At 53.2% G+C, this 25,149-nt stretch carries 25 protein-coding genes; 7 read left to right on the top strand and 18 right to left on the bottom strand.

Annotation, left to right across the window (positions count from 1 at the left end):
- Positions 1-142 precede the first annotated feature (142 nt).
- A complete protein-coding gene (gene slyA, locus ACI2I2_RS02360) occupies positions 143-583 on the top strand; it encodes a transcriptional regulator SlyA (RefSeq protein ID WP_404656429.1) in 441 nt (146 codons plus the stop codon).
- Positions 584-625: 42 nt separating this feature from the next.
- Here the strand turns inward: slyA and ACI2I2_RS02355 are convergent, their stop codons facing one another.
- Both ACI2I2_RS02355 and slyB read right to left on the bottom strand, forming a co-directional pair.
- Positions 626-1,990 (bottom strand): GGDEF domain-containing protein, encoded by a 1,365-nt coding sequence (locus ACI2I2_RS02355; protein ID WP_404656428.1) that lies wholly within the window; start codon positions 1,988-1,990, stop codon positions 626-628.
- Positions 1,991-2,229: 239 nt separating this feature from the next.
- The gene (slyB, locus tag ACI2I2_RS02350) at positions 2,230-2,697 is read right to left on the bottom strand and encodes an outer membrane lipoprotein SlyB (RefSeq protein ID WP_404656427.1); all 468 of its coding nucleotides are present in this window, start codon (positions 2,695-2,697) and stop codon (positions 2,230-2,232) included.
- A gap of 274 nt (positions 2,698-2,971) precedes the next feature.
- Here slyB and anmK point away from each other — a divergent pair, with 274 nt between their 5' ends.
- The 4 genes from anmK (at position 2,972) to tyrS (ending at position 6,626) form a co-directional block, all read left to right on the top strand.
- Positions 2,972-4,096 (top strand): anhydro-N-acetylmuramic acid kinase, encoded by a 1,125-nt coding sequence (gene anmK, locus ACI2I2_RS02345; RefSeq protein WP_404656426.1) that lies wholly within the window; start codon positions 2,972-2,974, stop codon positions 4,094-4,096.
- 91 nt (positions 4,097-4,187) lie between these two features.
- On the top strand, positions 4,188-4,511 hold the full coding sequence (mliC, locus tag ACI2I2_RS02340; RefSeq protein ID WP_404656425.1) for a C-type lysozyme inhibitor: 324 nt from the start codon (positions 4,188-4,190) through the stop codon (positions 4,509-4,511).
- Between the two features lie 57 nt (positions 4,512-4,568).
- On the top strand, positions 4,569-5,225 hold the full coding sequence (gene pdxH / locus ACI2I2_RS02335; RefSeq protein ID WP_404656424.1) for a pyridoxamine 5'-phosphate oxidase: 657 nt from the start codon (positions 4,569-4,571) through the stop codon (positions 5,223-5,225).
- A 126-nt stretch (positions 5,226-5,351) separates the two neighbouring features.
- On the top strand, positions 5,352-6,626 hold the full coding sequence (tyrS, locus tag ACI2I2_RS02330; protein ID WP_404656423.1) for a tyrosine--tRNA ligase: 1,275 nt from the start codon (positions 5,352-5,354) through the stop codon (positions 6,624-6,626).
- 166 nt (positions 6,627-6,792) lie between these two features.
- Here tyrS and gstA read toward each other — a convergent pair whose 3' ends face one another.
- From gstA to blr, 13 genes are all read right to left on the bottom strand, one after another.
- On the bottom strand, positions 6,793-7,398 hold the full coding sequence (gstA, locus tag ACI2I2_RS02325) for a glutathione transferase GstA (RefSeq protein ID WP_404656422.1): 606 nt from the start codon (positions 7,396-7,398) through the stop codon (positions 6,793-6,795).
- Positions 7,399-7,505: 107 nt separating this feature from the next.
- The gene (gene dtpA, locus ACI2I2_RS02320; protein ID WP_404656421.1) at positions 7,506-9,011 is read right to left on the bottom strand and encodes a dipeptide/tripeptide permease DtpA; all 1,506 of its coding nucleotides are present in this window, start codon (positions 9,009-9,011) and stop codon (positions 7,506-7,508) included.
- 577 nt (positions 9,012-9,588) lie between these two features.
- Positions 9,589-10,224, bottom strand: coding sequence for an endonuclease III (nth, locus tag ACI2I2_RS02315; RefSeq protein WP_404656420.1), 636 nt, complete (start codon positions 10,222-10,224; stop codon positions 9,589-9,591).
- Entirely contained in the window at positions 10,224-10,928 is a 705-nt protein-coding gene (locus tag ACI2I2_RS02310) for an electron transport complex subunit E (RefSeq protein ID WP_330982592.1), read from the bottom strand. Before ACI2I2_RS02310 ends, nth begins: the two co-directional genes overlap by 1 nt.
- 3 nt (positions 10,929-10,931) lie before the next feature.
- The gene (rsxG, locus tag ACI2I2_RS02305; protein WP_404656419.1) at positions 10,932-11,552 is read right to left on the bottom strand and encodes an electron transport complex subunit RsxG; all 621 of its coding nucleotides are present in this window, start codon (positions 11,550-11,552) and stop codon (positions 10,932-10,934) included.
- A gap of 8 nt (positions 11,553-11,560) precedes the next feature.
- On the bottom strand, positions 11,561-12,613 hold the full coding sequence (gene rsxD, locus ACI2I2_RS02300) for an electron transport complex subunit RsxD (RefSeq protein WP_404656418.1): 1,053 nt from the start codon (positions 12,611-12,613) through the stop codon (positions 11,561-11,563).
- Positions 12,614-14,845 (bottom strand): electron transport complex subunit RsxC, encoded by a 2,232-nt coding sequence (gene rsxC, locus ACI2I2_RS02295; RefSeq protein ID WP_404656417.1) that lies wholly within the window; start codon positions 14,843-14,845, stop codon positions 12,614-12,616.
- Positions 14,838-15,416 (bottom strand): electron transport complex subunit RsxB, encoded by a 579-nt coding sequence (gene rsxB, locus ACI2I2_RS02290; RefSeq protein WP_404656416.1) that lies wholly within the window; start codon positions 15,414-15,416, stop codon positions 14,838-14,840. Before rsxB ends, rsxC begins: the two co-directional genes overlap by 8 nt.
- A complete protein-coding gene (gene rsxA, locus ACI2I2_RS02285; protein ID WP_110508395.1) occupies positions 15,416-15,997 on the bottom strand; it encodes an electron transport complex subunit RsxA in 582 nt (193 codons plus the stop codon). Before rsxA ends, rsxB begins: the two co-directional genes overlap by 1 nt.
- Positions 15,998-16,074: 77 nt before the next feature.
- A complete protein-coding gene (locus ACI2I2_RS02280) occupies positions 16,075-16,515 on the bottom strand; it encodes a DUF2569 domain-containing protein (protein WP_404656415.1) in 441 nt (146 codons plus the stop codon).
- Between the two features lie 73 nt (positions 16,516-16,588).
- On the bottom strand, positions 16,589-16,804 hold the full coding sequence (gene ydgT / locus ACI2I2_RS02275) for a transcription modulator YdgT (RefSeq protein WP_404656414.1): 216 nt from the start codon (positions 16,802-16,804) through the stop codon (positions 16,589-16,591).
- A gap of 223 nt (positions 16,805-17,027) precedes the next feature.
- Entirely contained in the window at positions 17,028-18,428 is a 1,401-nt protein-coding gene (locus ACI2I2_RS02270; RefSeq protein WP_404656413.1) for a GH1 family beta-glucosidase, read from the bottom strand.
- Positions 18,429-18,541: 113 nt separating this feature from the next.
- Positions 18,542-18,682: a division septum protein Blr gene (gene blr, locus ACI2I2_RS02265; RefSeq protein WP_404656412.1), complete on the bottom strand. Its 141-nt coding sequence runs from the start codon at positions 18,680-18,682 to the stop codon at positions 18,542-18,544.
- 212 nt (positions 18,683-18,894) lie between these two features.
- Between blr and ACI2I2_RS02260 the strand changes: the two genes are divergently transcribed.
- On the top strand, positions 18,895-19,935 hold the full coding sequence (locus tag ACI2I2_RS02260) for an oxidoreductase (protein WP_404656411.1): 1,041 nt from the start codon (positions 18,895-18,897) through the stop codon (positions 19,933-19,935).
- A gap of 61 nt (positions 19,936-19,996) precedes the next feature.
- Here the strand turns inward: ACI2I2_RS02260 and add are convergent, their stop codons facing one another.
- The 3 genes from add to malX all read right to left on the bottom strand — a co-directional run bounded on the left by add (position 19,997) and on the right by malX (position 23,934).
- The gene (gene add / locus ACI2I2_RS02255; protein ID WP_404656410.1) at positions 19,997-20,998 is read right to left on the bottom strand and encodes an adenosine deaminase; all 1,002 of its coding nucleotides are present in this window, start codon (positions 20,996-20,998) and stop codon (positions 19,997-19,999) included.
- 99 nt (positions 20,999-21,097) lie between these two features.
- Positions 21,098-22,270, bottom strand: coding sequence for a MalY/PatB family protein (locus ACI2I2_RS02250; RefSeq protein ID WP_404656409.1), 1,173 nt, complete (start codon positions 22,268-22,270; stop codon positions 21,098-21,100).
- A gap of 71 nt (positions 22,271-22,341) precedes the next feature.
- Positions 22,342-23,934: a maltose/glucose-specific PTS transporter subunit IIBC gene (gene malX / locus ACI2I2_RS02245; RefSeq protein ID WP_404656408.1), complete on the bottom strand. Its 1,593-nt coding sequence runs from the start codon at positions 23,932-23,934 to the stop codon at positions 22,342-22,344.
- 183 nt (positions 23,935-24,117) lie between these two features.
- Here malX and ACI2I2_RS02240 point away from each other — a divergent pair, with 183 nt between their 5' ends.
- A complete protein-coding gene (locus ACI2I2_RS02240; protein WP_404656407.1) occupies positions 24,118-25,146 on the top strand; it encodes a Mal regulon transcriptional regulator MalI in 1,029 nt (342 codons plus the stop codon).
- Positions 25,147-25,149: the final 3 nt, after the last annotated feature.

Genomic DNA, 25,149 nt, shown 5'->3' with positions numbered 1-25,149 from the left:
TGGGGCTGCGCGAGAGAATTATTATCAGTGTAAATCATTGTGTCAGTCTGCGACGAAGCGGCAATACATTTGTTTTGAATATTTAAATGCTGCACACTATTCTAAAATCAGTATAATAACTTAGCAAGCTAATTATAAGGAGATGAAATTGGAATCGCCATTAGGGTCCGATCTGGCACGATTAGTGCGCATATGGCGTGCTCTGATTGACCATCGCCTCAAACCTCTGGAATTAACGCAGACTCACTGGGTCACGCTGCATAACATTCATCAGCTCCCACCAGAACAGTCGCAAATTCAACTGGCTAAAGCGATTGGTATCGAGCAGCCGTCCCTGGTTCGTACGCTGGATCAGCTGGAAGAAAAGGGCCTGATTTCGCGTCAGACCTGCGCCAACGACCGTCGTGCTAAACGCATTAAACTGACTGAAAAAGCAGAGCCGCTGATTGAAGATATGGAAGCGGTAATCCGTAAAACCCGGGGAGAAATCCTTTCCGGTATTTCGCCGGAAGAACTGGATTTGCTGCTTGGGCTCATCCGCAAACTGGAGCAGAACATCAACGAGCTGCAATCCAGAGACTAAAATGAACACACAAGGCCCTGAAAATCAGGGCCTTTTTCATTGTTACGCCTGCCAGGCTATCACCTGGTTGCGCCCATTCTCTTTTGCCTGATACATCGCTTCGTCCGCCCGCTGAACACAGATTTCCTGTGAGGCTTCAGCTTGCGTCGCGGTATAGATGCCCATGCTGATGGTGACGGGCTCCGGTATTCTGTCGGGATCTAGTGCGTCCTGTACCGATACGGATTTACGGATGCGCTCAGCAATTGCATGTGCATTCTCCGCGTCGGTATTCGCGAGCAGCAGGGCAAACTCTTCACCGCCAATACGTGCAGCTACGTCGCCTTTACGTACGGCATTTTGCAAGATATCCGCCACGCACTGGATGACTTTATCGCCCTGCAAATGGCCGTAGCGGTCGTTGATGCGCTTGAAATGATCAAGGTCGCAGACGATCACAGAAACCGGGGTGGAATTTGATACTCCACTCATTTGCGTTCTCAACGAGTCATAGAAGAAACTGCGGTTGTACAGCCGGGTCATCGGGTCACGGATAGAGTTCTGGTAGGAGTCCTCATACTTGTTGTTGGACTCACGGTACAAAGTGAACACATCGCACAGCAAGATAAGGATCAGGAACAGCGTGGCGAACGTTTCAAACAGGCGCGACTGATACCAGCCGTACCCCTCAACGGAGAGAGCGGGTTGAAGGATATAGAGGGTAAAAATATAAAATATGCAGAAAAAGTAACCGCTAAACCAAAAAATATTCCTGAGCCGGGTGATCACCAACATCGTGAGCAACGTCAAACACCAAAGTGCAATCAGGGCACTAATAAGATAGTTATGCCAGAGCGAAGTAAAGTGACGGCTTAGATTATCGATGACCAATAAATGCATGCCGCCATAATGACTGGAGTACAGCCACGAGAGTGTGAGCATACTGACAGTAAAACCGATAATTAAAGCAAGAATAACAATATGATTTCGTAACGTATGAATTTCGCTGTGACGATATTTATACAGAATTATTGATGCTATGAATAATACTGCCATCATCACATTACGGAAAAAGTAGTAGATAAACGCATCGTTATAATTCACTTTGGCGATAGGTGAGCACAGCAGCCAGTCGGTGTAACTGCTTAGCGTCCCCAGCATCAGCAGCGCAGAGCCGCCGAAGGCACAGGCAATGGCCATCAGGTACAGGCGGTGTTTATCGCAAAGGTATTTCATCACCATAAAACTGGCGATCAGGAAATGAAAGACCATCAAAAATATGGTCATTACAGGGAAGAGGGTCGGCATTGTCGCAGGAATACGATAAATGACCTGGCTGGAAAAAAGATTTAGCAGCCCCACAGCAAACACTGAGCAACCAAAAAAGAACAGCAACCGATGAATCGGGAATGACGATTTTACAAGCATGTTAATTTCCTGGGGAAGTGGCATCACAAGGTGTGAAGCCAAAAGCAGGCATAAGCCTGAAACGGGATAAGTTTATTTTGTTACGGTTCAATGAATATTGCGCAGGCGCAAATATTATTTCTCTTAAATGCGAGGATACTTTCAGATATGTAAAGTAAGCAGAATATTTGTGGGGAAATAACGAGAAGCGTGAAAAGACGTAAAAACAGTGTGTGGCCGAGGGGCCACACACGGGAACATTAACGAGGGGACACAGTCACCTGGCTGCCGTTGCTTGCCATCACAACACGCTGGCCAGCAGAGAAACGGGTATCGCCCTGTTTCTGTACGACCATGATGGTGTTGCCGTCGTCTTTACGGATTTCCAGCTCAACGCCCTGAGTTTTATTCATTGCGCCCTGAACACCCTGACCCGCAACGCCGCCAGCCACAGCACCCGCAGCAGTTGCCAGTGAACGGCCAGTGCCGCCACCAACGGTATTGCCCAGGAAGCCACCGAGGACTGCGCCACCGATAGCGCCGATGACGTTAGAATCATCACCACCCTGAATCTGGACTGGACGTACGTGAACAATAGTCCCGTAAGTCACATTCTGAACTTGTTTGGCTTCGGATGCGGAATACACGTCGCCGGACAGGCCGCTGCTGCTGACACAACCCGCGAGCGTTAAACCGATCATTGAAACGGCCAATACACGTAACATCATTTATGAATCTCCTGTTCACCAAGTAACGCTCTTGAGAGCATCCTTACCTCGCAATTATATGGCATTTCTTCCTGGGCGGTCATATGTTCTGCGCGGTTATAATGAAAATTCTAATTGCAGTAATCTTAACCAGACGTCAACAGCCGCCTCGCCAGTGAACAAATCCAGCATTCGAGGGATTTTGTGCGCGATTGTTAAATTTTATCAGCCGGTCGTGGCAATGAGAAAGACTTTATGTTTCAGTGTGCCTTTCGGGCACAACTAAGGAAGGCGTATGAAATCGGGTCGTTATATTGGCGTAATGTCAGGTACCAGCCTTGATGGGGTTGATGTGGTCCTCGCGGCCATGGATGACAACATGGTGGCGCAGCAAGCCAGCCTTTCCTATCCCATTCCCATTGCGCTGAAAGAGGCCATCCTGGCGATTTGCCAGGGGCAGCAATTAACGCTGTCGCAGTATGGTCAGCTCGATACCCGCCTTGGGCATTTGTTCGCTGACGCGGTTTTGGCGTTGATGGCTCAGGAAAATCTCACCGCCAGTGATGTGGTTGCCATTGGCTGTCATGGGCAAACCGTCTGGCATGAGCCAGACAGCGATGCGCCGCATACGCTGCAAATTGGTGACAACAACATTGTTGCCGCTCGCACAGGTGTGACGGTAGTGGGGGATTTTCGTCGTCGCGATATGGCGCTGGGTGGGCAGGGCGCACCGCTGGTTCCTGCCTTTCACCAGGCATTGCTGGCGGACCCGCTGGAGCGCCGTGTGGTGCTGAATATCGGTGGCATCGCGAACCTGTCACTGTTGTGTCCGGGCTTACCGGTAAAAGGTCATGATACCGGGCCTGGAAATATGTTGATGGATGCGTGGATCTGGCGTCAGTGCGGTAAGCCTTATGATAAGGATGCTGCCTGGGCGAGTGGCGGGAAAATCAATCTGCCTCTTTTGCAGGAAATGCTCAGCGATCCGTGGTTTGCCTTACCTGCGCCGAAAAGTACGGGGCGCGAATATTTCAACTACGGTTGGCTCGAACGTCAGTTGGCGAAGCATCCAAACGTGAGCGCGGTCGATGTGATGACAACGCTGACAGAACTGACCGCGGTGACTATCAGCGAGCAAGTGATGCTCAGTGGTGGTTGTGAGCGCCTGTTGGTTTGTGGCGGGGGCAGCCGTAATCCTCTGTTAATGGCTCGTCTTGCTGCGCTGCTCCCAGGAACTGAAGTGTCGACCACTGATGAAGCTGGCGTTAGCGGCGATGATATGGAAGGCCTGGCGTTTGCGTGGCTGGCGTGGCGTACTCTGGCAGGCCTGCCAGGCAACCTGCCTTCTGTCACGGGAGCCAGCGAAGCAACCGTCTTAGGGGCGATTTTTCCTGCCAACGCCCCGCAGAATCAGAGTTAACTGACTGAGTCATTCTTGCATTGCCGATAAACTAGAAGCGTTATGGAGGGCATCTTGCCCTCCGGGACCGGGACAGTCTTAAGGCAAGCTAATGAAAAAACTCCTCCTCGCAATTGTACCCTTGGTGCTCTCCGGCTGTAGCTATTACAACCAGTTCGTTGAGCGCATGAACACCGACACGCTGCAATACCAGTGTGATGAAAAACCGTTAACTGTTCATCTGAATAATACCCGCCAGCAGGTCGACTTTATTTACGACAACCAACAGCAGACGCTGACTCAGGGCATTTCAGCTTCAGGGGCGCGCTACACTGACGGGATTTATGTCTTCTGGTCGAAAGGAGACACCGCGACAGTCTACAAACGCGATCGTATCGTCCTGAATAACTGTCAGTTACAAAATCCGAAGCGTTGAGATTTTGCCAAGGGCAGCGCACAATAGCACTACCCGAAGACAACACTCTCAAACGCCATGTCTGATAACGACGACCTGCAGCAAATCGCGCATCTGCGCCGTGAATATACCCGTGGCGGCCTTCGCCGCCGCGATCTTCCTGCTGAACCTTTGGCTTTATTTGAGCGCTGGCTCGGACAGGCCTGTGAAGCGAAACTCGCCGATCCCACCGCCATGGTCGTCGCGACCGTTGATGAGAATGGTCAGCCGTACCAGCGTATCGTTCTGCTCAAGCATTATGATGAAAAGGGGCTGGTCTTCTACACCAACCTCGGTAGCCGCAAAGCGCACCATCTGGAGCAAAATCCTCGCATCAGTTTGTTGTTCCCCTGGCATACGCTCGAACGTCAGGTGATGGTCACGGGCAAGGCGGAACGCCTTTCCACCCTTGAAGTGGTCAAATATTTCCACAGCCGTCCGCGTGACAGCCAGATTGGTGCCTGGGTTTCAAAACAATCCAGCCGTATTTCGGCGCGCGGCATTCTGGAAAGCAAATTCCTCGAACTCAAACAAAAGTTCCAGCAAGGCGAAGTTCCACTGCCGAGTTTCTGGGGCGGATTCCGCGTCAGCATTGAGTCGATGGAGTTCTGGCAAGGGGGCGAACACCGCCTGCACGATCGTTTTCTTTACCAGCGTGAAAGCGACGCCTGGAAAATCGACCGACTCGCGCCGTAATTGCGTATTTTGTTGTTTTAAGCGCTGGCACAACACGGGCTGGCGTTTTATTCTATGACCCTTTCGCATCTGGCGAAACGTCGTGTACCGACTAAGGTGCAGTCTGTTTTATACATGGAGACTTTGATGGCGAGCAGTAACTTGATTAAACAATTGCAAGAGCGGGGCCTTGTGGCTCAGGTGACGGACGAGGAAGCGTTAGCAGAGCGACTGGCGCAGGGCCCGATCGCGCTCTATTGCGGCTTCGACCCAACCGCTGACAGCTTGCATTTGGGGCATCTCGTTCCCCTGTTATGCCTGAAACGCTTCCAGCAAGCAGGCCACAAGCCTGTGGCATTGGTAGGCGGAGCAACCGGTCTTATCGGCGATCCGAGTTTCAAAGCGGCCGAGCGTAAACTGAACACCGAAGATACCGTTCAGGAATGGGTTGAGAAAATCCGCAAGCAGGTCGCGCCGTTCCTCGATTTCGACTGTGGCAGCAACTCCGCTATCGCGGCCAACAACTACGACTGGTTTGGCGGCATGAACGTGCTGACCTTCCTGCGTGACATCGGTAAACACTTCTCCGTGAACCAGATGATCAACAAGGAAGCGGTAAAACAGCGTCTGAACCGTGACGACCAGGGGATTTCCTTCACCGAATTTTCCTACAACCTGCTGCAAGGCTATGACTTCGCGTGCCTGAATAATCTGCACGGCGTTGCGCTGCAGATTGGCGGTTCCGACCAGTGGGGTAACATTACCTCAGGTATCGATCTGACGCGTCGCCTGCACCAGAATCAGGTGTTTGGTCTGACCGTTCCGCTGATCACCAAAGCTGACGGCACTAAATTCGGTAAAACCGAAGGTGGCGCGGTGTGGCTGGATCCGAAGAAAACCAGCCCGTACAAATTCTACCAGTTCTGGATTAACACCGCCGATGCCGACGTGTATCGTTTCCTGAAGTTCTTCACCTTCATGGACATTGCTGAAATCAATGCGCTGGAAGAAGAAGACAAAAACAGCGGGAAAGCACCACGCGCACAGTACGTGCTGGCGGAAAACGTCACCCGTCTGGTGCACGGTGAAGAAGGCCTGGTGGCGGCAAAACGCATCACCGAAAGCCTGTTCAACGGCACGCTGAGTGACCTGAGCGAAGCCGATTTCGAACAACTGGCGCAGGATGGCATGCCAATGGTCGAAATGGAGAAGGGCGCTGATCTGATGCAGGCGCTGGTGGATTCTGAGCTGCAGCCGTCTCGCGGTCAGGCCCGTAAAACCATCGCGTCCAATGCTGTCACCATCAACGGTGAAAAGCAGATTGACCCGGAATACACCTTCGTCGACAGCGACCGCCTGTACGGCCGTTATACGCTGCTGCGTCGCGGTAAGAAAAACTACTGCCTGATGTGCTGGAAATAAATTCAGGTGAAGTCATCGCCCGGTTGCGCAAGCTTACCGGGCCTACACGCCATCGCGTATCGGTGTCTACGTATTTCCAGGCCTGTGCAAACGAAGTGCCGCCAGGCATTTCTTCGGGCAAACAAAAGGCCGCATCAGCGGCCTTTTTTACGTCTGTCGAAAGCGATTAACTGATCCCTTCCGCTGCCAGGGCCGCCGTCACGCCAGGGCGAGCTGCCACACGAGCCATATAGGCTTCGATGTTCTTCAGCCCACTCAAATCCAGCTTAACCGCACGCGCCCAGCGCAGAACGGTAAACAGATAGGCGTCAGCAATGGTGAAGCGATTGCCGCTGATCCACTCGCCGTCGCGCAGCGCTTCATTGATGTAAGCCATCTTTTTCTCAAGCAGTGAGCGCACAGTCGGTTTGTAATCTTCTGGGGTATCCGGGCGGAACAGCGGCGTGAAGCCTTTGTGCAGCTCGGTAGCGATGTAGTTAAGCCATTCAAGCGTCTTGTAGCGTGCAATGCTGCCAGCCGGAGCCAGAAGCTGGCGATCCGCTTTGTTGTCCGCGATGTACTGCATGATCGCCACGCCTTCGGTCAGCAGCGTATTGTCGTCCAGAAGCAGGGCAGGCACCTGACCTTTCGGATTGACCTGCCAGTAATCTTCACCGTTCTCCAGCTGCTTTTTCGCAAGATCAACACCGACCAGCGAAAAGTCCATTCCGCTTTCACGCAGCGTGATGTGCGAAGCAAGGGAACAGGCGCCGGGTTTGTAGAACAATTTCATGACGAACTCCTTTAGACAGAGATGTGCCTCTATCCTAGTGTGCTGACAGATAAAAAAAAAGCCGCTGAACGTGTCAGCGGCTTAATTAATTTTGTTTCCCGGAGGGGTTAAGCAGTGGCTGCTTCGCGAGCTTTCTCGGCAGCATCATCGCTCAGGGTCATACGGTTCAGTTTTGGTGCCGTCAGCAGCATCAGGACAGCGATAACCGCGGTGGCGATACCAATCTGCATGAACACATGGCCGTAGACATTCAGAGACAGCAGTGGGTCAGTCACGTTCTCAGGAACGGCCATCAGGTTTGCGATTTTACCTGCAATGATGGCTGCACCCGCAGTGGTCAGGAACCAGCTACCCATGATGAAGCCCATCAGACGCTGTGGAACCAACTGTGCCACCATCGCCAGACCCAGACCGGAGATCATCAGCTCACCGATAGACTGCAGTGCATAGCTCAGGATCAGCCAGTTTACAGACACGATACCCGCGTCACTGGCAAACTTGGTACCCAGTGGCAGCACCAGGAAGGCACCGGAGCACAGGACCATACCGATAGCAAACTTGTGCGGCATCGGCATACGGTCGCCCATCTTGTTATAGATAGCGGCCAGAATCGGGCTACCAATCATGATCCAGAATGGGTTCAGGGCCTGGAACTGCTCTGGCTCGAACGCGATACCCAGAATGGAGTGCTCAACGTTACGGATAGCAAAGAAGTTCAGAGAAGTTGGCATCTGGCTGTACAGCACGAAGAACACAATCGCTTCAACCATCAGGATGAACGCCACGATCATTTTACGACGTGCAGCACCCTGCATTGCGAAGGTTTCTTTCGCAAAGACACAAACGATACCCAGAGCGACGACACCCAGAACCATACGAGCGATGCCCTGGTTGTGCAGCAGCCAGGTAGCGATAGCGACCAGAACCACGACACCAGCGATGGTAGCCAGCAGTTTGCCGTAGTTAACCGGCGCAAAGTCAGGTTTAGAACCGTAGTTTTTGACCCACTTCTGGCAGAACGCAAAGTTCACAACGGTAATCAGCATCCCGACAACGCTCAGTGCGAACGCAGTGCTCCAGCCGTATTTCGCGGCGAGCCATGGCGTTGCCAGCATAGAGAAGAAGGAACCGATGTTGATGGACATGTAGTACATGGTGAATGCACCGTCCAGACGCGGGTCATCCTTGTCATAGCAGGTAGACAGCAGGGAAGACGGGTTCGCTTTGAACAGGCCATTACCGACAGCAATGGCGGCCATACCCATGTAAACCATACCGGCATCGTGTCCAGAGAAGGCAACCATCGAATAACCGATAGCCAGCACGATGGCACCCAGCATAATGACGCGTTTGGTACCCAGAACTTTATCACCCAGCCAGCCACCGACGGCAACCAGGCCATAGACCAGAGCACTGAAAGAAGAGAACAGTGTGATGGAGTCTGCTTCGGACATACCCAGTTGTTTAACCAGGTAAACAGCCATGATTCCTTGCAGGCCGTAATAACCAAAACGTTCCCAAAGTTCGATAGAGAAAATGAGATAGAACGCTTTAGGTTGTTTGAAAGCGTTCAGACTGACACTTTCTGTTGGTTTGTTGTTTGCAGTAGACACATATACCTCTTTTTTTAAGTCCCGCAGTAACGGGGGTCATCCGGCGTGACGATCGTGTAGTCATCCGCCTTATAGTTATTCTTGGAGGGGAAAACGGCAGGTAATGTTCACTATCCTGTTCAATCACACAAGTGCTTTGTAATACTCTGTTACACATAACGAGGGCGTTATAATCGTCCGTTCATACAAATGTTATTCAGCGTTTAACTTCGCCGTTTCGTTTCTTCCAGATTTTTTCACTATTGAAGTGGGGGTTTTATCGGCAAATGGCGATATGTTCTGCTGGTTTGTCAATATTGTAGTGATATAGGCCATTAATACGAAAGTTAGTGGTGATATCTCTGGTTAAAAAACAGTTAACCACTGCATCGGCAAAGGCTTAAGCGTTTTCTCGTAACGATAATTTAACGTGATGTTATCGAAGTGATCTGTGTCACATTTGTATAGAAATTTTCGTTGATAAAAAAACGATTAACCTGCCTGAGCGGTAAACAACCCGATCATCGGTTAGTTTTAGGTGTGATGTGTGGTCAATAAAACGGCAAAAGCGCCGTGCAGGAACACGGCGCTGAAAGAGTCAGACGTCGGTCTTCTCTTTGAATTCGCAAAGGTCTTCAATCAGGCAGGAGCCACAGCGGGGCTTGCGGGCAATACAGGTATAACGTCCGTGCAGAATGAGCCAGTGATGGCAATCCACTTTAAACTCGGCGGGAACGACTTTGAGCAGTTTCTCCTCGACCTGTTCGACGTTTTTACCGGGCGCAAAGTTAGTGCGGTTACAGACGCGGAAGATGTGCGTGTCGACAGCAATGGTCGGCCAGCCAAAGGCAGTATTGAGCACGACGTTCGCTGTTTTACGCCCGACACCGGGCAGGGCCTCGAGCGCGGCACGATCTTCGGGTACTACGCTGCCGTGTTGTTCAATCAGGATCCGGCAGGTTTTAATCACGTTCTCGGCTTTGCTGTTAAACAGACCGATGGTTTTGATGTACTCCTTCACACCGTCCACGCCAAGTGCCAGCATGGCTTCGGGCGTGTTGGCGACAGGGTAGAGTTTTGCAGTGGCTTTATTGACGCTGACGTCGGTTGCCTGAGCAGAAAGCAGCACGGCAATCAGCAGCTCAAACGGCGACGTAAAATTGAGTTCGGTCGTCGGGTGCGGGTTATTGTCCCGCAATCGCGTGAGGATTTCCTGACGCTTCTCTTTGTTCATTACGCTTTCCCTGTCGTGGTTTTCACATCCGGCGCGACTTCACAGTGATTTCTGACAGCACTGGCTTTTTGTTTGGCGCGCTGATCAATCAGGTATTTTACGGCCAGCAGCATGCCAAGGCCAATAAATGCACCGGGTGGCAGCATCGCCAACAGGAAAGGCGTATCAGTATGGAAGACTTCAATGCGCAGCACTTTCGCCCAGCCACCCAACAGCCCATCCGCGCCATCAAACAGCGTGCCGTTACCCAGGATTTCGCGCAGAGAGCCCAGCACAAACATAGCGCAAGTTGCCCCCATGCCAATGGAGAATCCATCGAGAGCGGAAAGCATCGGCCCTTTTTTAGCCGCAAAAGCTTCGGCGCGACCGACCACAATACAGTTGGTCACAATCAGCGGAATAAAAATGCCCAGAGACTGATACAGCCCGAACGCATAGGCGTTGATCAGCATCTGCACACAGCTCACCACCGAGGCGATGATCATCACATAAATCGGGATACGAATTTCGGACGGCGTCCAGCGGCGAAGCAGCGAGATAAACAGGTTGGTCAGTGTCAGCACCAGCGTCGTTGCCAGGCCGAGACCGAGGGCATTCGTCGCGGTGGAGGTCACCGCCAGCAGCGGGCAAAGGCCCAGCAGTTGCACCAGTGACGAGTTGTTTTTCCATAATCCCTGGACAATAACGTCTTTAATTTCGCTCATGATTTACTCTTCGCAGGGGCTAAGTTCATTGATCTGTGAGGGCAGGGTTTGCGCATACAACCCGGCACGCTTAACGGCATTCACGACGGCTCGTGGGGTGATCGTCGCACCGGTGAACTGGTCAAAATCACCGCCGTCTTTTTTCACCGCCCAATGGCTGTCGTCCGCACCATGAATCATCTTCCCGGCAAAGCGGGTAATCCAGTCGGAATGGCGCATTTCGATTTTGTCACCAAGGCCAGGCGTTTCATGATGTTCCGTCACGCGAGAACCCAGAACTGTGCCAGTAAAGTCGGCACCGACCAGAAGCTGAATGGCACCGGAATAGCCGTCCGGGGCGGTCGCTTCCATCACCACGGCGACCGGCGTATCGTCTTTGCGGGCGATATAAATTTTATGGCTGCCTTTGCCAAGCGTTGGCTCGGTGACCACATAACAGCTTTTCAGCAAATCGTTATTATAGCGATCTTGCGGGACCACCTGGTCGAACAGGGCCATCTGCTGTTTGGCAGACTGCTGGTCGATGGTGCTTTTGGTCATCTGGTTGATGACTGCCGTCGCGCCCGTCGCGCCAGCGGCGAAAAGGGCAAGGGTGATACCGTGTTTGCGAATAGTCGTCAGCATGGTCTGTCTCAGCGATGTCCGTAAACGCGTGGGCGTGTGTAGTAATCAATCAGCGGAACGGTGATGTTCGCCAGCAAAGTGGCGAAGGCCACGCCATCCGGATAGCCGCCGAAGCTGCGAATCAGCCACACCAACACACCAGCCAGAGCACCGTAGAGCAGTCGACCCCGGTTAGTGGTTGAAGCCGTGACCGGGTCAGTCAGAATAAAGAAGGCGCCCAGCATGGTTGCGCCTGAGAGTAAATGCATCTGCGGCGAAGCAAGGCTTTCTGGCGAAAATACCCAACCCAGCGTAGAACAGACCGCCAGCGTCAACAGGAAGCTGACCGGAATGTGCCAGCGAATAGTGCGCTGCCACAGCAGGAACAGCCCGCCGAGAAGGTACGCTGCATTCACCCACTGCCAGCCAATGCCTGCCAGCGCGCCCTGATAAATGGCCGAATGCATAATTTCATTGACGCTATGACCCGCGTGAAGCGACGTTTTAAAGGTATCGAGCGGTGTTGCCTGGCTGATGCCATCCACACCCATGCGCAGCGTGTTGATATCCGCACCAGTGGCGGTGTGGCCAGCAAAAATAATCTGCAAAGTGTCCAGCAGGTCTGGCGTCGTAATCGCGATGTCATGCGGCGGGAGCCAGGAGGTCATTTGCACCGGGAAAGAAATCAGCAACACGACATAGCCAATCATCGCCGGGTTAAACGGGTTATGCCCAAGACCGCCATACAGCTGCTTAGCGATGATCACTGCGAAAGCTGTTCCCAGAACAACCATCCACCATGGCGCGAGCGACGGAATACTGACTGCCAGCAACAGGCCTGTCAGTAACGCGGAGTTATCAGCCAAAGACTGAGCCATGTTCTGTTTACGCAGACGTACGATAGCGGCTTCCGCAACCCAGGCGGTCAGGCTGGCGATCACGATTTGAACGAGGGTGCCCCAACCAAAAAACCAGGTCTGAACGGCGATGCCTGGGACCGTCGCCAGCAGCACCAACAGCATAATACGCGAGGTCTGGCGATGGTTGTGGGTGTAAGGAGAGCTTGCGATTTTAAAAACCATTTATTCCTCGTTCACTGCCTGTTTTTCTGCTTTGCGTGCTTTCGCACGGGCGATAGCCGCTTCGACGGCGGCTTTACGCGGGTCGACGTTTTCAGCCGTAGGTTCATTGGCTGCTTGTTGTTCAGCTTTGCGAGCTTTAGCGCGAGCGATTGCCGCTTCGACGGCGGCTTTACGCGGGTCGACAGCTTCAGCCGCTGGTTCTGCGGGCGCTTGTTGTTCAGCCTTGCGAGCTTTAGCACGAGCGATAGCCGCTTCAACAGCTGCTTTGCGTGGGTCGACAGCTTCAGCCGCTGGTTCCGCAGGAGCCTGCTGTTCAGATTTGCGAGCTTTAGCACGAGCGATTGCCGCTTCCACAGCGGCTTTACGCGGATCGACAGCTTCAGCCGCTGGTTCTGCGGGCGCTTGTTGTTCAGCTTTGCGAGCTTTAGCACGAGCGATTGCCGCTTCAACAGCTGCTTTGCGTGGATCGACAGCTTCAGCCGCTGGTTCTACAGGAGCCTGTTGTTCAGCTTTGCGAGCTTTAGCGCGAGCGATTGCCGCTTCAACGGCTGCTTTACGCGGATCGGTAGATTCGCTGGTTGATGTTTCTGTGGCGGAAGTCTGCTGTTTTTCAGCCTGAGCAGCACGTGCCTGGGCTTTACGAGCTTCACGAGCGGCGATCACTGCGCTGTTATTCGGTTTTTCGCCAGCCTGAATCACAATCGGTTCGTTGGCTTGTTGCTGCTTTTCACGTACGCGGTTCAGGGCGGCATTGATAGCGTCCTGATCTTTGGCGGCAGGTTGAACGGCAGACTGCTTATGGCGCTCAAGTCGGGCCGCTTTCTCACGCTCAAGACGTTCCTGACGTGCTTCAAAACGCGCTTTAGCGTCGGCAGCTCGCTTCTCTTCCTGACGAATCGCGGCAATCTCGGCTTTCTCCTGGCGGAAATACTGCACCAGAGGAATATTACTTGGGCAAACCCAGGCACAGGCCCCGCATTCGATGCAATCCGCCAGATTGTGGGCGGTCGCTTTATCGTGCTGCTGGCCTTTACTGAACCAATAGAGTTGCTGTGGCAGCAAGTCGGCAGGGCAGGAATCAGCACAGGCGCTGCAACGAATACAGCCTTTCTCTTCCTGAGTTTCGCCGATTTCATTCGCAGAAGGGGCAAGCAGACAGTTGGTAATTTTGACGACAGGCACATCCAGCCACGGCAAGGTAAAGCCCATCAGCGGGCCGCCCATGATCACCATCTGGTCGGGCGATGCACAGAAACCGGCATCTTCCAGCAGATGACGAACAGGCGTGCCGAGACGAGCCCAGACATTACCAGGACGAGACACGGCTTCCCCGGTCAGCGTGACAACTCGCTCAGTCAGCGGTTCACCATCGATAACTGCGCGTTTGACGGCAAAAGCGGTGCCGACGTTTTGCATCAACACGCCGATATCGGAAGAACGGCCACCGTGAGGCACCTGTTTGCCGGTCAGAATTTGGGTAAGTTGCTTTGCACCACCGGAAGGATATTTGGTGGGAATGACGCGCAGAGTAATGCCGTGTGTTCCCTCAAGAACAGCACGCATCATGGAAATCGCCTGCGGTTTGTTATCCTCGATGCCAATCAAAACCTGCTTAGGCTGCAGGATATGAGCAAGAATGCGCACCCCTTCAATGATTTGCGCCGCGCAATCCTGCATCAGACGATCGTCTGCGGTGATGTACGGTTCGCACTCCGCCGCATTGATGATCAGCGTGTCAATTTTGTCGCCGCCGCCGCGCAGTTTTGTCCCTGTCGGGAAACCTGCACCACCCAGCCCAGCCACGCCAAAATCGTGAATACGCTCAATCAGTGCGTCACGGCCTTTCTGCTGCCAGTCGTTCCAGCCGTCACGCTCCATCCACAGATCTTCGCCGTCCGCTTCAATGACTACGCTCATTTCTGCTAATGCAGAAGGGTGTGCGGTGGAGTGGGGCGCAATGGCGACGACAGTACCAGACGTTGGGGCGTGAATGGGAAGCATGCGGCCCCAGCCGCGCGTCAGCGGTTGCCCACGCAGCACGCGATCGCCGACCGCGACACTCAGTTCGCCTTCGCTGCCAATATGCTGCTTCAGCGGAATGACATAGCGTTGTGCCAGAGGAACCTGACGCAGCGGGGTGCCATTGGACTGGGTCTTCATCTCTGGCGGATGAATGCCGCCATTGAAGTCCCAGATTTTGTCCTTTCTGAACGCGGAAAATAACTTAAGCATGGTGTTCCACAGGAATAATACGGACTGGAATGGATTGCAGATCCCACTTCCAGCTTTCGGTCGTCTCGACGACCGGGCGTAATTCAATGCACTGCGTTGGGCAAGGGGCCACGCAGAGATTACAGCCGGTACAAAGATCGCTCACCACGGTGTGCATGGCGCGAGTCGCACCGACAATGGCATCCACCGGGCAAGCCTGAATGCATTTGGTGCAGCCGATGCAGTTAGGTTCGTCAATGACAGCGAGCATACGCACCGGCTCAACGGCTTGTTCATCACCGTCAATCGGCTGCGGTTCTACGTTAAGCAACGTGGCTATTTTGAGCATTACCGCTTCGCCGCCTGGTGCACAGCGGTTAATTTTTTCGCCGTTGCTTCCTACCGCTTCTGCATAAGGGCGACAGCCGGGATAGCCGCACTGCCCACACTGGCTTTGCGGTAAAATTTCATCAATTTTTTCTACGATCGGGTCGTCTTCAACCGCAAAGCGGCGCGAAGCATACCCGAGAATGCCGCCAAAAATCAGGCCGAGCAGGCTCAGAGCGGCGATGGCAATCCACACTAACGTCATTACAACTTCACCAGTCCACTAAAGCCCATAAAGGCCAGAGACATCAGGCCTGCGGTAATCAGCGCGATGGCATTACCCCGGAATGGAGCTGGCACATCAGCGACAACGAGGCGTTCACGAATGGCGGCAAACAGCACCATCACCAGCGAGAACCCGACCGCGGCGGAAAAGCCGTACAGCGCGGATTGCAGGAAGTTATGCCCAAGGTTGATGTTGAGCAACGCAACGCCAAGCACCGCGCAGTTGGTAGTGATCAGCGGCAGGAAAATACCCAACAGACGATACAACGCCGGGCTGGTTTTACGCACCACCATTTCGGTGAACTGCACCACCACGGCGATAACCAGAATAAAGGCCAGCGTACGCAGGTAAATCAGGTTGAGCGGAATGAGGATCCAGGTGTCTATCAGCCACGCGCAGACCGAGGCCAGCGTCATCACGAAGGTGGTGGCGAGTCCCATTCCCATGGCGGTTTCCAGTTTTTTGGAAACACCCATAAACGGGCACAGTCCAAGGAACTTCACCAGAACGAAGTTATTCACCAGAACAGTGCCGATAAAGAGCAGCAGGTAATCAGTCATATTGAGCCTGAAACGAAAAAAAGCCGCCTATTATCGGTCAAACCGCGTCAGGCGACAACAGATTATCTGTAGGGTTATTACGGGTTCACGAAGGTGCGTTTTACGCGCGCGGAGCGTTTGAAGTAGGGCACCAGTATGGCTGTCGCCAATAAAGGGAAAATCAGCTGGCGCACGGCGATGGCATCAGAGACAGGCGCAAAAGCAAAGGCTTTCACGGCCAGCAGCACGGAGATTAACAGCCAGATGATGTAATGCTTCGGCACTAATGACCGGCGCTTAAAGAACGCCGCGGTCAGCCAAAGGGTATAACACCACATCGCCACGGCGAACAGCGCGGACACCACCCAAAGGCTCAGGTTAGTGGGGTTCAGCGCTTTCAGGTTTGTCAGCGCCTGGGGTGAAACCACCACACCCACATACAGCAGAATGGCGAGCGATGCACTTAACAGCGCGACAAGAAGCCATGCCAGCGGGGCCAGCAACCAGCCCCCAATACGTTCTGCGGGTTGTGTCGTCATCACTACTCCTGAAAGCGTCAGTCAAAAAAGCAGGTCGGGAAGTATAAGCAACTGACGCTACAGAAAACAGTGTTTATTGCACGTAACGCCAGACTGTTTTGGGCACCTGGCCAATATCGAACAAGCGGCCGCCCGACACCAGTTCCGCGCGGCGATGATCAGCAGCCCGGTACATATTGACGATTTCGTGGGTATCACTGATTGAGTAATTAAGATGATCAAACAGTTTTTCCAGACTTTCGAGGGAACTTATCTTTCGGAATTTTAATAAATAGTCCTGAACGGTCATTTAGCGCGTTTCCATTTTATCGTATTGTATTTATTGGGTAAGAATAACCATCTTTCAGCATTATCTGGCGACTTCACAGCCAAATGAGCTCGGATAACTCGAACGGATTATTTCGGCTATAAATGGCAAAAACAAGAACAGAAAGTGGTTCTGTCGGTGTAAAATTTAATTTAAGATTTTTCTGGGGTAATAACAGGCGCCGGACGGCGCCTGGGAAAGAAGATTAACGCTGTTCACCGCGGGTGGCAATCACGTTTTGATACCAAAAAAAACTCTTCTTACGTTTTCGGGCAAGATTCTGATTATGATCAACATAAACGAAGCCGTACTGCTTTTTGTATCCGTTTAACCAACTGAGTAAATCAATAAACGACCAGGGATAATATCCGCGCACATCGGCGCCTTGCTGCATTGCGTTTTCCATTGCCTCAATATGCATCTTTAAATAATCAATGCGTGGATCATCCATAATCTCACCATTAATTATCGGGTCTTTTGCGCCCAGACCATTTTCGGTGATGTACATCGGGATATTGCCGTAGCGTTCCTTGATCATCATGATGCCGTCGGTCAAACCCTGCGGCCAGATTTCCCAGTCCCAGTCGGTGTAGACGCCATTCGGGTTACGCACAAACTTGAACAGGTTTTTGAAGCCAAATTCGTTGCCACTGTTCGGTTCGCCATCATGATTGCTGGCCGTTTTGGTTTCATCTGGATTGGCGACAACCGTTTCTCGGCGGTAGTAATTAAGCCCGATAAAGTCACAAATGTTATTGCGCAGCAGCTCATCGTCGCCCGCTTCAAAGTGCGGGACACCCCACAACGCCTGAGTTTGTGCCAGCAGTGCTTGCGGATATTCACCTTTCAACACCGGGTCATACAGCCAATGGGTATGAATGGCATCGGCAATGTCCGTCGCGATTTTATCTTCGGCGCTGTCAGTCAAAGCCGTGTGCGGTTGCAGCACGTTCACAAAACCAATCTGACCCGCCACGTTCATTTCACGAAACGCTTTTACCGCCAGCGCGTGAGCGATAAACACCTGATGACAGGCCTGAACCGCTCTGGCCGGATCACGGACAGAAGGAGGATGGCTACCGGTAATGTAACCATGACCAATAAACACGATGGTTTCATTGAACGTTGCCCACAGCTTCACGCGATCGCCGTAACGGGAATAACACAAGCGGGCGTACTCTTCGAAGGCTGTCGCGGTAGAGCGAACTTCCCAGCCGCCTTCGTCCTGCAAGGCCTGCGGTAAATCCCAGTGATACAGGGTGATCATCGGTTCGATGTTATGCGCCAGCAACGTATCTATCAGGTCGCTATAAAACTTCACGCCGGCTTCATTCACCTTGCCACGTCCCTCAGGCAACAGGCGAGGCCAGGAAATGGAAAATCGGTAGCTTTGCAGGCCCATTTCCGCCATTAACGCGACATCTTCCTGCATACGATGATAGTGATCGACGGCGACATCGCCATTGGTGTTTTGATAGGTGGTGCCGGGGAGATGAGAGAACACGTCCCAGATGGAAAGACCTTTGCCGTCTTCGTTGTGTGCGCCTTCAACCTGATAGGCGGCGGTTGCCGCGCCCCAGAGAAAGTCTTTCGGAAATGCAGCCATGACAAGCTCCTTATCGATGAGATAACGAGAGTTTACGAAGTCAGGCTTTGAATCTGCAACCGGTTTCAGAAACCGGTTACATAGTTGCGATCGCTATCACTTTCTGCGGTGATTTATTTAGGCTGATTCGCCACGACAGGGGGCTCAGGAGCCTTGTAGTTGTCAATATGATGCGCTGCAATAAGCAGCAAAACGCACACTCCCAGCACAATCCAGCCAACCAACTCGACGATGCGATTAAATACCATAGTCATAACAATCACTGTCCCAAAATATCCAGACTGCAAATGTTACCAGGAACAGGTGATCCGTGCCAGGGCAGGAAGCGCGCAAAGTGTCTCTTTTTTGACCTTTTGCCGAAAGATGCGCCGATTGCGCAAAACGAAGGGGGATAATGTTAATAAGGAGTTGTGAGGTTCTTGCAGATGTTGTGAAATGACAGGCATCCACAGATGAGGGCTACAAGATGAGCGACACTATCCGCGTCGGATTAATAGGGTACGGCTACGCGAGCAAAACGTTCCACGCGCCGTTGATTAGCGGCACGCCGGGCATGGAACTGGCAGCTGTTTCCAGCAGTGATGAAGCGAAAGTTAAAGCGGACTGGCCGGGCGTTAAAGTAGTCTCCGAGCCGAAGCATCTGTTCAATGACCCGAGCATTGACCTGATTGTTATCCCCACCCCCAATGACACGCACTTCCCGTTAGCCAAAGCGGCGCTGGAAGCGGGCAAACATGTGGTGGTCGATAAACCCTTCACTGTGACACTGTCACAAGCGCGTGAGCTGGATGCGCTGGCGCGCAGCCTTGGACGCCTGTTATCCGTGTTCCACAACCGTCGTTGGGACAGTGATTTCCTGACCGTCAAAGCGCTGATTGCCGAAGGCACGCTGGGCGAAGTGGCTTACTTTGAGTCGCACTTCGACCGTTATCGCCCTGAAGTCCGTAACCGCTGGCGTGAACAAGGCGGCCCGGGCAGCGGCATTTGGTACGATTTAGGCCCGCATCTGCTCGACCAGGCAATTTCACTGTTCGGTTTGCCGGTCAGCCTGAATGTCGATCTGGCGCAGTTGCGCCCTGGCGCACAATCAACCGACTATTTCCATGCGGTACTGACTTACCCGCAACGTCGTATTGTGCTGCACGGCACTCTGCTGGCGGCCGCAGAAACGGCACGTTATATCGTGCACGGTTCACGTGCGAGCTACGTGAAATACGGCCTGGATCCGCAGGAAGAACGCCTGAAAAACGGGGAGCGTCTGCCGCAGGAAGACTGGGGTTATGACATGCGTGATGGCGTGGTGACCCGTGTCGATGGCGATGAACGTCTCGAAGAAACCTGGTTAACCGTTCCGGGTAATTATCCGGCTTACTACGCAGGGATCCGCGATGCGCTGAACGGCAGCGGTGAAAACCCGGTGCCAGCAAGCCAGGCCATTCAGATTATGGAATTGATTGAGTTGGGTATTGAATCGGCGAAGCATCGCGCGACGCTGAGTTTGACCTGATTCCCGTCAAAAAACGAAGCCGCTCATTGAGCGGCTTTTTTTATATCAAATGAAATGACAATCAGGCGGCATTCACTTTCTCAATCAACGCCTGTTTTTCCTGAGCGGAGAGGAAAGCAATTTCCAGCCCATTGATCTGTGCCTGACGAATTTGCACCGCAGACAAACCAGCTGCCGGCGCGGCGATTTCATACTCGTGAATAATATCGACCCCCTGAACCGCCGGGTCATCTGTATTCAGGCTCGCCAGAACGCCGTGTTCGAGGAACGTTTTCAGCGGATGGCGTGTAAGCGTAGGGACCGTGCTGGTCTGAATGTTTGACGTCAGGCAAGATTCAATCCCGATGCGTTGTTCCGCCAGGAAGTCCATCAATGCCGGATCCTCAACAGCTTTCACACCATGGCCAATACGTTCCGCCCCAAGCTCACGGATAGCCTGCCAGATGCTTTCCGGGCCAGCCGCTTCACCTGCGTGAACGGTAATTCGCCAGCCCGCATCACGAGCACGGTTAAAGTGATTGAGGAACAGGCTGCCAGGGAAACCAAGCTCGTCACCGGCAAGATCAAGGGCGGTAATGCTGTCGCGATGAGCGAGCAGGGCGTTAAGTTCCTGCTCGCAGGCGGTCTCGCCAAAGGTGCGACTCATGATGCCAATCAGATTCGCTTTGACCGGGAAATCCTTGCAGCCTTGCTGCACGCCCGCAATAACAGCTTCCACCACACCGGCCACTGGCAGTCCGTGCGTCATGGCCATGTAGCCAGGGGAGAAACGCAGTTCGACATAGTGCAGGCCATTACGTGCCGCATCTTCGATGTTTTCATAAGCGACGCGGCGGCAGGCATCAAGATCGGCCAGCACTTTCACACCCCAGTCGAGTTTGCTGAGGAAGCTGACCAAATCGGGTTCCAGGCTGGTGACCTGAACATGAGGACGTAATGTTTCCACGGTGGTGGCAGGCAGAACAATATTATGCTGGCGACCGAGTTCGAGAATGGTTTGTGCGCGGATGTTGCCGTCAAGGTGGCGGTGAATATCAGTCAGGGGCAGGTCTTTATGAATCATGGTCGCACTCTTATTTTTAGGTAAAGTGCGACTCATTATAAATTCAAATACGTTGAAAAAGCTATTTTGCGCAACTAAAAATAGTGTTGCGCAACTTAATTAGCGAACGGCATGCAGCGCGTTGATTAAACCCTGAACACCTTTTTCGAGTTTGCTGCGCGGGCAACCAGCATTGAGACGCACAAAGCCATTCCCTTCTTCGCCGTAGGTGTAACCCGGCATGATGGCGACTTTTTGTTGCCCAATCAGCACTTTTTGCAGCAGCTTGTCGTCAATGTGCAACGGACGAAGATCAATCCAGGCCAGGTAAGTGGACTCCGGCGGCTGCCAGTTCAGCTCAGGGAACGCGGCGTTCAGCTCACAGGCAATAAAGCGCATGTTGCCTTGCAGGTAATCACGCAGCGCATCCAGCCAGCCTTCACCTTCGGTATAGGCCGCAATATGGGCCACCAGAGCAGGTACAGAAGGGGATGACAACCCATCGCGACCTTTTAAGGCGTTAAGATAAGCCGTGCGTGAGGTTTCATTGCCAATCAGGCCATAAGCCCCCGTCAGTGCCGGGATGTTGAAACTTTTGGAACCGGAAGTGAACAGCGCCCAGTCGTTACCCGCCACGTCGCACCACGGGATGTGCTTGCGACCATTCCAGGTCATATCCATGTGAATTTCATCGCTGATAACGCGAACGCCATGCTTCTCACAGAGAGCCGCCATGGTGGTCAGTTCTTCACGAGTCCAGACTTTACCGGTGGGATTATGCGGGCTACACAGCAGCAGGATTTTATTCTCTGGCTGAGAGAGCGCCGTTTCCAGCAGCGTCATGTCGCACTGCCAGCCTTCGGCTGTTTGATGCAGTGGCACCGCAGCGACTTTGCGGCCGTTACCTTCAATGGCTTTATAAAACGCATCGTAAGCCGGGGTGTGAACCACGATGCCGTCATCGGCATTCGACCACTGGCGGATCAGTTCGGCCACCATATAAATCACGGATGGGCCGTACACCACGTGTTCAGGGTTGATGCGGCTGTTGAAGCGTTGCTGGTACCAGTGCTGAATGGCGCCAAGAAACTCATCGTTTTTCCAGCGGCTGTAGCCCAGCACGCCGTGGCTCAGTCGCTTGCTGATGGCGTCAATCACGCAAGGGGCGGTGGCGAAATCCATATCCGAAATGGTAAAGGGCAGAAGATCGGCTGCGCCAAAGCGGTCAGCAACGTAGTCCCATTGTGTGCACCAGGTGCCGTGGCGATCGATAACCGTCGAGAAGTCAAACATCGGAAACTCCATTTCAGTCAAACAGGAGGGGAAAACATTGTCCCCCTTCAGGGCGAAGGGGGAAAGGGGAATTACGCTTCTACACTGTGCATCAGCGAGGCAATTTCATCTTTAACCGACTGAACCTGAGTGCCGATGACGACCTGCAGGCTGGTCTGGTTCAGCTTGATAACGCCAATGGCGCGGTTAGCTTTCAGCGCAGCGTCATCGACTTTGCTCATATCAATAACGGACAAACGCAGACGAGTCAGGCAGTTGTCGAGGCTGGAAATATTATCTGCTCCGCCCAACGCAGCAAGGATTGCCGGAGAGTTGTAACCCGATTTACCGGCCACGCCTGCCACGGCAGTTTCAACTGCACTTGAAGTGTCAGTATCACGACCTGGGGTCTTGATGTTGAAGCGAGTAATCGCGAAGCGGAAAATCGCGTAGTAGGCCACAAACCAGATAGCCGCTACAACCGGCACCAGATACCACTTGGTCGCCAGACCGTGCAGGATACCGAAGACCACGAAGTCGATAATGTTGCCGTCGGTGTTACCGATAGTCACACCCAGCACCGCCATGATGGTGAAGCCCAGACCTGTCAGCAGCGCGTGGATAACGTACAGAACCGGAGCCACGAACAGGAACAGGAATTCCAGCGGTTCAGTGGTGCCGCCAACCACACAGGCGATAACGCCGGAGATCAGCAGGCCTTTAATTTTGTGACGATTTTCAGGGCGAGCACAGTGATACATCGCCAGCGCCGCACCAGGCAGGCCGCCGAGGAAGGCCGGCATTTTGCCCTGAGACAGGAAGCGCGTTGCGCTTTCAGAGAAACCGTGGGTAGTCGGGCAGTTCAGCTGCGCCTGGAAAATAGTCAGTGCGCCGCTTACCGAGTGGCCGCAGACGTCCATCGTGCCGCCCGCTTCGGTGAAGCGAATCAGGGCTACCAGAATGTGGTGCAGGCCGAAAGGTAACAGCAGACGCTCACCGGTACCGAAAATCATCGGGCCAAACTCGCCAGCGCCGTTGATAACATAGCCCAGGCCGTTAATGCCTTTAGCAAAGAAAGGCCAAATCATTGGGATCGCCAGACCGACCAGACCCATCACCACGGTGGTGATAATAGGCACGAAGCGGGTACCGCCGAAGAACGCCAGCGCATCCGGCAGGCGGATAGCGTGGAAGCGGTCATGCAGCAACCAGACGATAACGCCGCAAATCACCGCACCCAGAATACCGGTGTCGATGGACTGAATACCGATGATGTTCTGGATGTTGTTCGCTTTCAGCACCAGCGCATCGGTGGTTGGCAGAATGCCTTTCGCGGTCAGGGAAAAGTTAACCGCCAGGTTCATTACCGCATAGCCAACAAAACCGGCAAAGGCTGCAACACCTTTGTTGTCACGCGCCAGGCCCAGCGGGATGGCGATACAGAACATCACTGGCAGGAAGGTAAAGGCGAAGGAGCCCACTTTTCCCATCCAGATAAACACGGCCTGCAGGAACGGCGTGTCGAGCCACGGAAGCAGAGTGGTAACGTCATGGCTGCTCAGGGAGCTGCCAATGCCCATCATGATCCCGCAGAAAGAAAGAAGGGCTACCGGCAGCATAAAGGTCTTGCCTAGCTGCTGGAAAAATTCCCAGAGAGTAATTTTGGGTGCTGCTTTTGTCGTCATGAAACGACTCCTTGTCCTGGTGAAAATAGGTGTTGTTGTTGGTTTTTAGTACACGGCCGACAAGATAAAACGTTTAACCCAATTTTAGTGCGAGCAATATCACATATTCGTACGATGATTAGGTTTATAAAGGTAACTCATTGATAAAACGTTTTAGCACATGCAGGGAGTGGCTCGCGGGTTATGGCTATCGCAAAGAAAATCACCATTAACGATGTGGCACATGCGGCGGGCGTTTCTGTTGCAACGGTGTCACTGGTGTTAAGTGGTAAAGGCCGTATTTCGCAGGCGACAGGGGAAAGGGTTAACCACGCGATTGAGCAACTGGGGTTCGTGCGTAACCGTCAGGCAGCCTCGCTGCGGGGGGGGCAATCCGGGGTGATTGGGCTGATTGTCGGCGATCTCTCCGCGCCATTTTATGCTGATCTGGCCGCTGGGCTGATTGAGTCACTAGAGTCGCAAGGCAAAATCGTGTTTCTCACCCAGGGTGGGCGTAAAGGCGAGCACATGTTACAGCGCTTTGATGCGCTGGTTTCCCAGGGCGTGGACGGCGTGGTGATTGCTGGCGCTGTAGACAGGGCTGCGGAACTGCGCGATAAAGCCGATGAGAACGCGATCCCGTTGGTGTTTGCTTCGCGAGCCAGCTATCTGGACGATGTCGACCTGATTCGTCCGGACAACATGCAGGCCGCGCAATTGATAACCGAACATCTTATTCGTCGCGGGCACCAGCGCATTGCGTGGTTGGGTGGTCAAAGCGCATCGTTAACGCGTGCTGAGCGGGTCGGCGGTTATTGCGCCACGCTGCTGAAATTTGGCTTACCGTTTCACAGTGACTGGGTGGTGGAGTGCGAAACCAGCCAAAAGCAGGCCTCACAGGCGTTATCACAATTATTACGTCACAACCCAACGATTACTGCCGTGGTCTGCTACAACAGCGTAGTGGCGATGGGAGCATGGCTTGGCCTGATGCGTTCCGGCTGGCAGAGTGGTGAAGAGGGCGTGGACAGCTACTATGACAAACGCGTGGCATTAGCGGCGTTTGCGGAAGTCCCTGAAGAAGATCTTGATGATGCGCCAATGAGCTGGGTGATTACGCCTGCGCGAGAAATGGGGCAGCAAGTGGCGGAACGAGTCCTGCAAAGGATAAGAGAAGAAAAGAGCGCGGCGCGTAATCAAATTATGCCGCCGCGTCTGGTCAAACAGCAGTAATAC

The sequence above is a fragment of the Scandinavium sp. NPDC088450 genome (genome assembly GCF_044900545.1).
In the GTDB taxonomy this organism is placed as follows: Bacteria; Pseudomonadota; Gammaproteobacteria; order Enterobacterales; family Enterobacteriaceae; genus Scandinavium.
The sequence above is the reverse complement of the archived record's forward strand: the minus strand, read 5'-3'. Positions and strand labels throughout refer to the sequence as shown.

Bases quoted from the DNA above. Each gene is read 5' to 3' on its own strand.
- slyA (WP_404656429.1), top strand. From the start codon at position 143: ATGAAATTGGAATCGCCATTAGGGTCCGATCTGGCACGATTAGTGCGC.
- ACI2I2_RS02355 (WP_404656428.1), bottom strand. From the start codon at position 1,990: ATGCTTGTAAAATCGTCATTCCCGATTCATCGGTTGCTGTTCTTTTTT.
- slyB (WP_404656427.1), bottom strand. From the start codon at position 2,697: ATGATGTTACGTGTATTGGCCGTTTCAATGATCGGTTTAACGCTCGCG.
- anmK (WP_404656426.1), top strand. From the start codon at position 2,972: ATGAAATCGGGTCGTTATATTGGCGTAATGTCAGGTACCAGCCTTGAT.
- mliC (WP_404656425.1), top strand. From the start codon at position 4,188: ATGAAAAAACTCCTCCTCGCAATTGTACCCTTGGTGCTCTCCGGCTGT.
- pdxH (WP_404656424.1), top strand. From the start codon at position 4,569: ATGTCTGATAACGACGACCTGCAGCAAATCGCGCATCTGCGCCGTGAA.
- tyrS (WP_404656423.1), top strand. From the start codon at position 5,352: ATGGCGAGCAGTAACTTGATTAAACAATTGCAAGAGCGGGGCCTTGTG.
- gstA (WP_404656422.1), bottom strand. From the start codon at position 7,398: ATGAAATTGTTCTACAAACCCGGCGCCTGTTCCCTTGCTTCGCACATC.
- nth (WP_404656420.1), bottom strand. From the start codon at position 10,224: ATGAACAAAGAGAAGCGTCAGGAAATCCTCACGCGATTGCGGGACAAT.
- ACI2I2_RS02310 (WP_330982592.1), bottom strand. From the start codon at position 10,928: ATGAGCGAAATTAAAGACGTTATTGTCCAGGGATTATGGAAAAACAAC.
- rsxG (WP_404656419.1), bottom strand. From the start codon at position 11,552: ATGCTGACGACTATTCGCAAACACGGTATCACCCTTGCCCTTTTCGCC.
- rsxD (WP_404656418.1), bottom strand. From the start codon at position 12,613: ATGGTTTTTAAAATCGCAAGCTCTCCTTACACCCACAACCATCGCCAG.
- rsxC (WP_404656417.1), bottom strand. From the start codon at position 14,845: ATGCTTAAGTTATTTTCCGCGTTCAGAAAGGACAAAATCTGGGACTTC.
- rsxB (WP_404656416.1), bottom strand. From the start codon at position 15,416: ATGACGTTAGTGTGGATTGCCATCGCCGCTCTGAGCCTGCTCGGCCTG.
- rsxA (WP_110508395.1), bottom strand. From the start codon at position 15,997: ATGACTGATTACCTGCTGCTCTTTATCGGCACTGTTCTGGTGAATAAC.
- ACI2I2_RS02280 (WP_404656415.1), bottom strand. From the start codon at position 16,515: ATGACGACACAACCCGCAGAACGTATTGGGGGCTGGTTGCTGGCCCCG.
- ydgT (WP_404656414.1), bottom strand. From the start codon at position 16,804: ATGACCGTTCAGGACTATTTATTAAAATTCCGAAAGATAAGTTCCCTC.
- ACI2I2_RS02270 (WP_404656413.1), bottom strand. From the start codon at position 18,428: ATGGCTGCATTTCCGAAAGACTTTCTCTGGGGCGCGGCAACCGCCGCC.
- blr (WP_404656412.1), bottom strand. From the start codon at position 18,682: ATGACTATGGTATTTAATCGCATCGTCGAGTTGGTTGGCTGGATTGTG.
- ACI2I2_RS02260 (WP_404656411.1), top strand. From the start codon at position 18,895: ATGAGCGACACTATCCGCGTCGGATTAATAGGGTACGGCTACGCGAGC.
- add (WP_404656410.1), bottom strand. From the start codon at position 20,998: ATGATTCATAAAGACCTGCCCCTGACTGATATTCACCGCCACCTTGAC.
- ACI2I2_RS02250 (WP_404656409.1), bottom strand. From the start codon at position 22,270: ATGTTTGACTTCTCGACGGTTATCGATCGCCACGGCACCTGGTGCACA.
- malX (WP_404656408.1), bottom strand. From the start codon at position 23,934: ATGACGACAAAAGCAGCACCCAAAATTACTCTCTGGGAATTTTTCCAG.
- ACI2I2_RS02240 (WP_404656407.1), top strand. From the start codon at position 24,118: ATGGCTATCGCAAAGAAAATCACCATTAACGATGTGGCACATGCGGCG.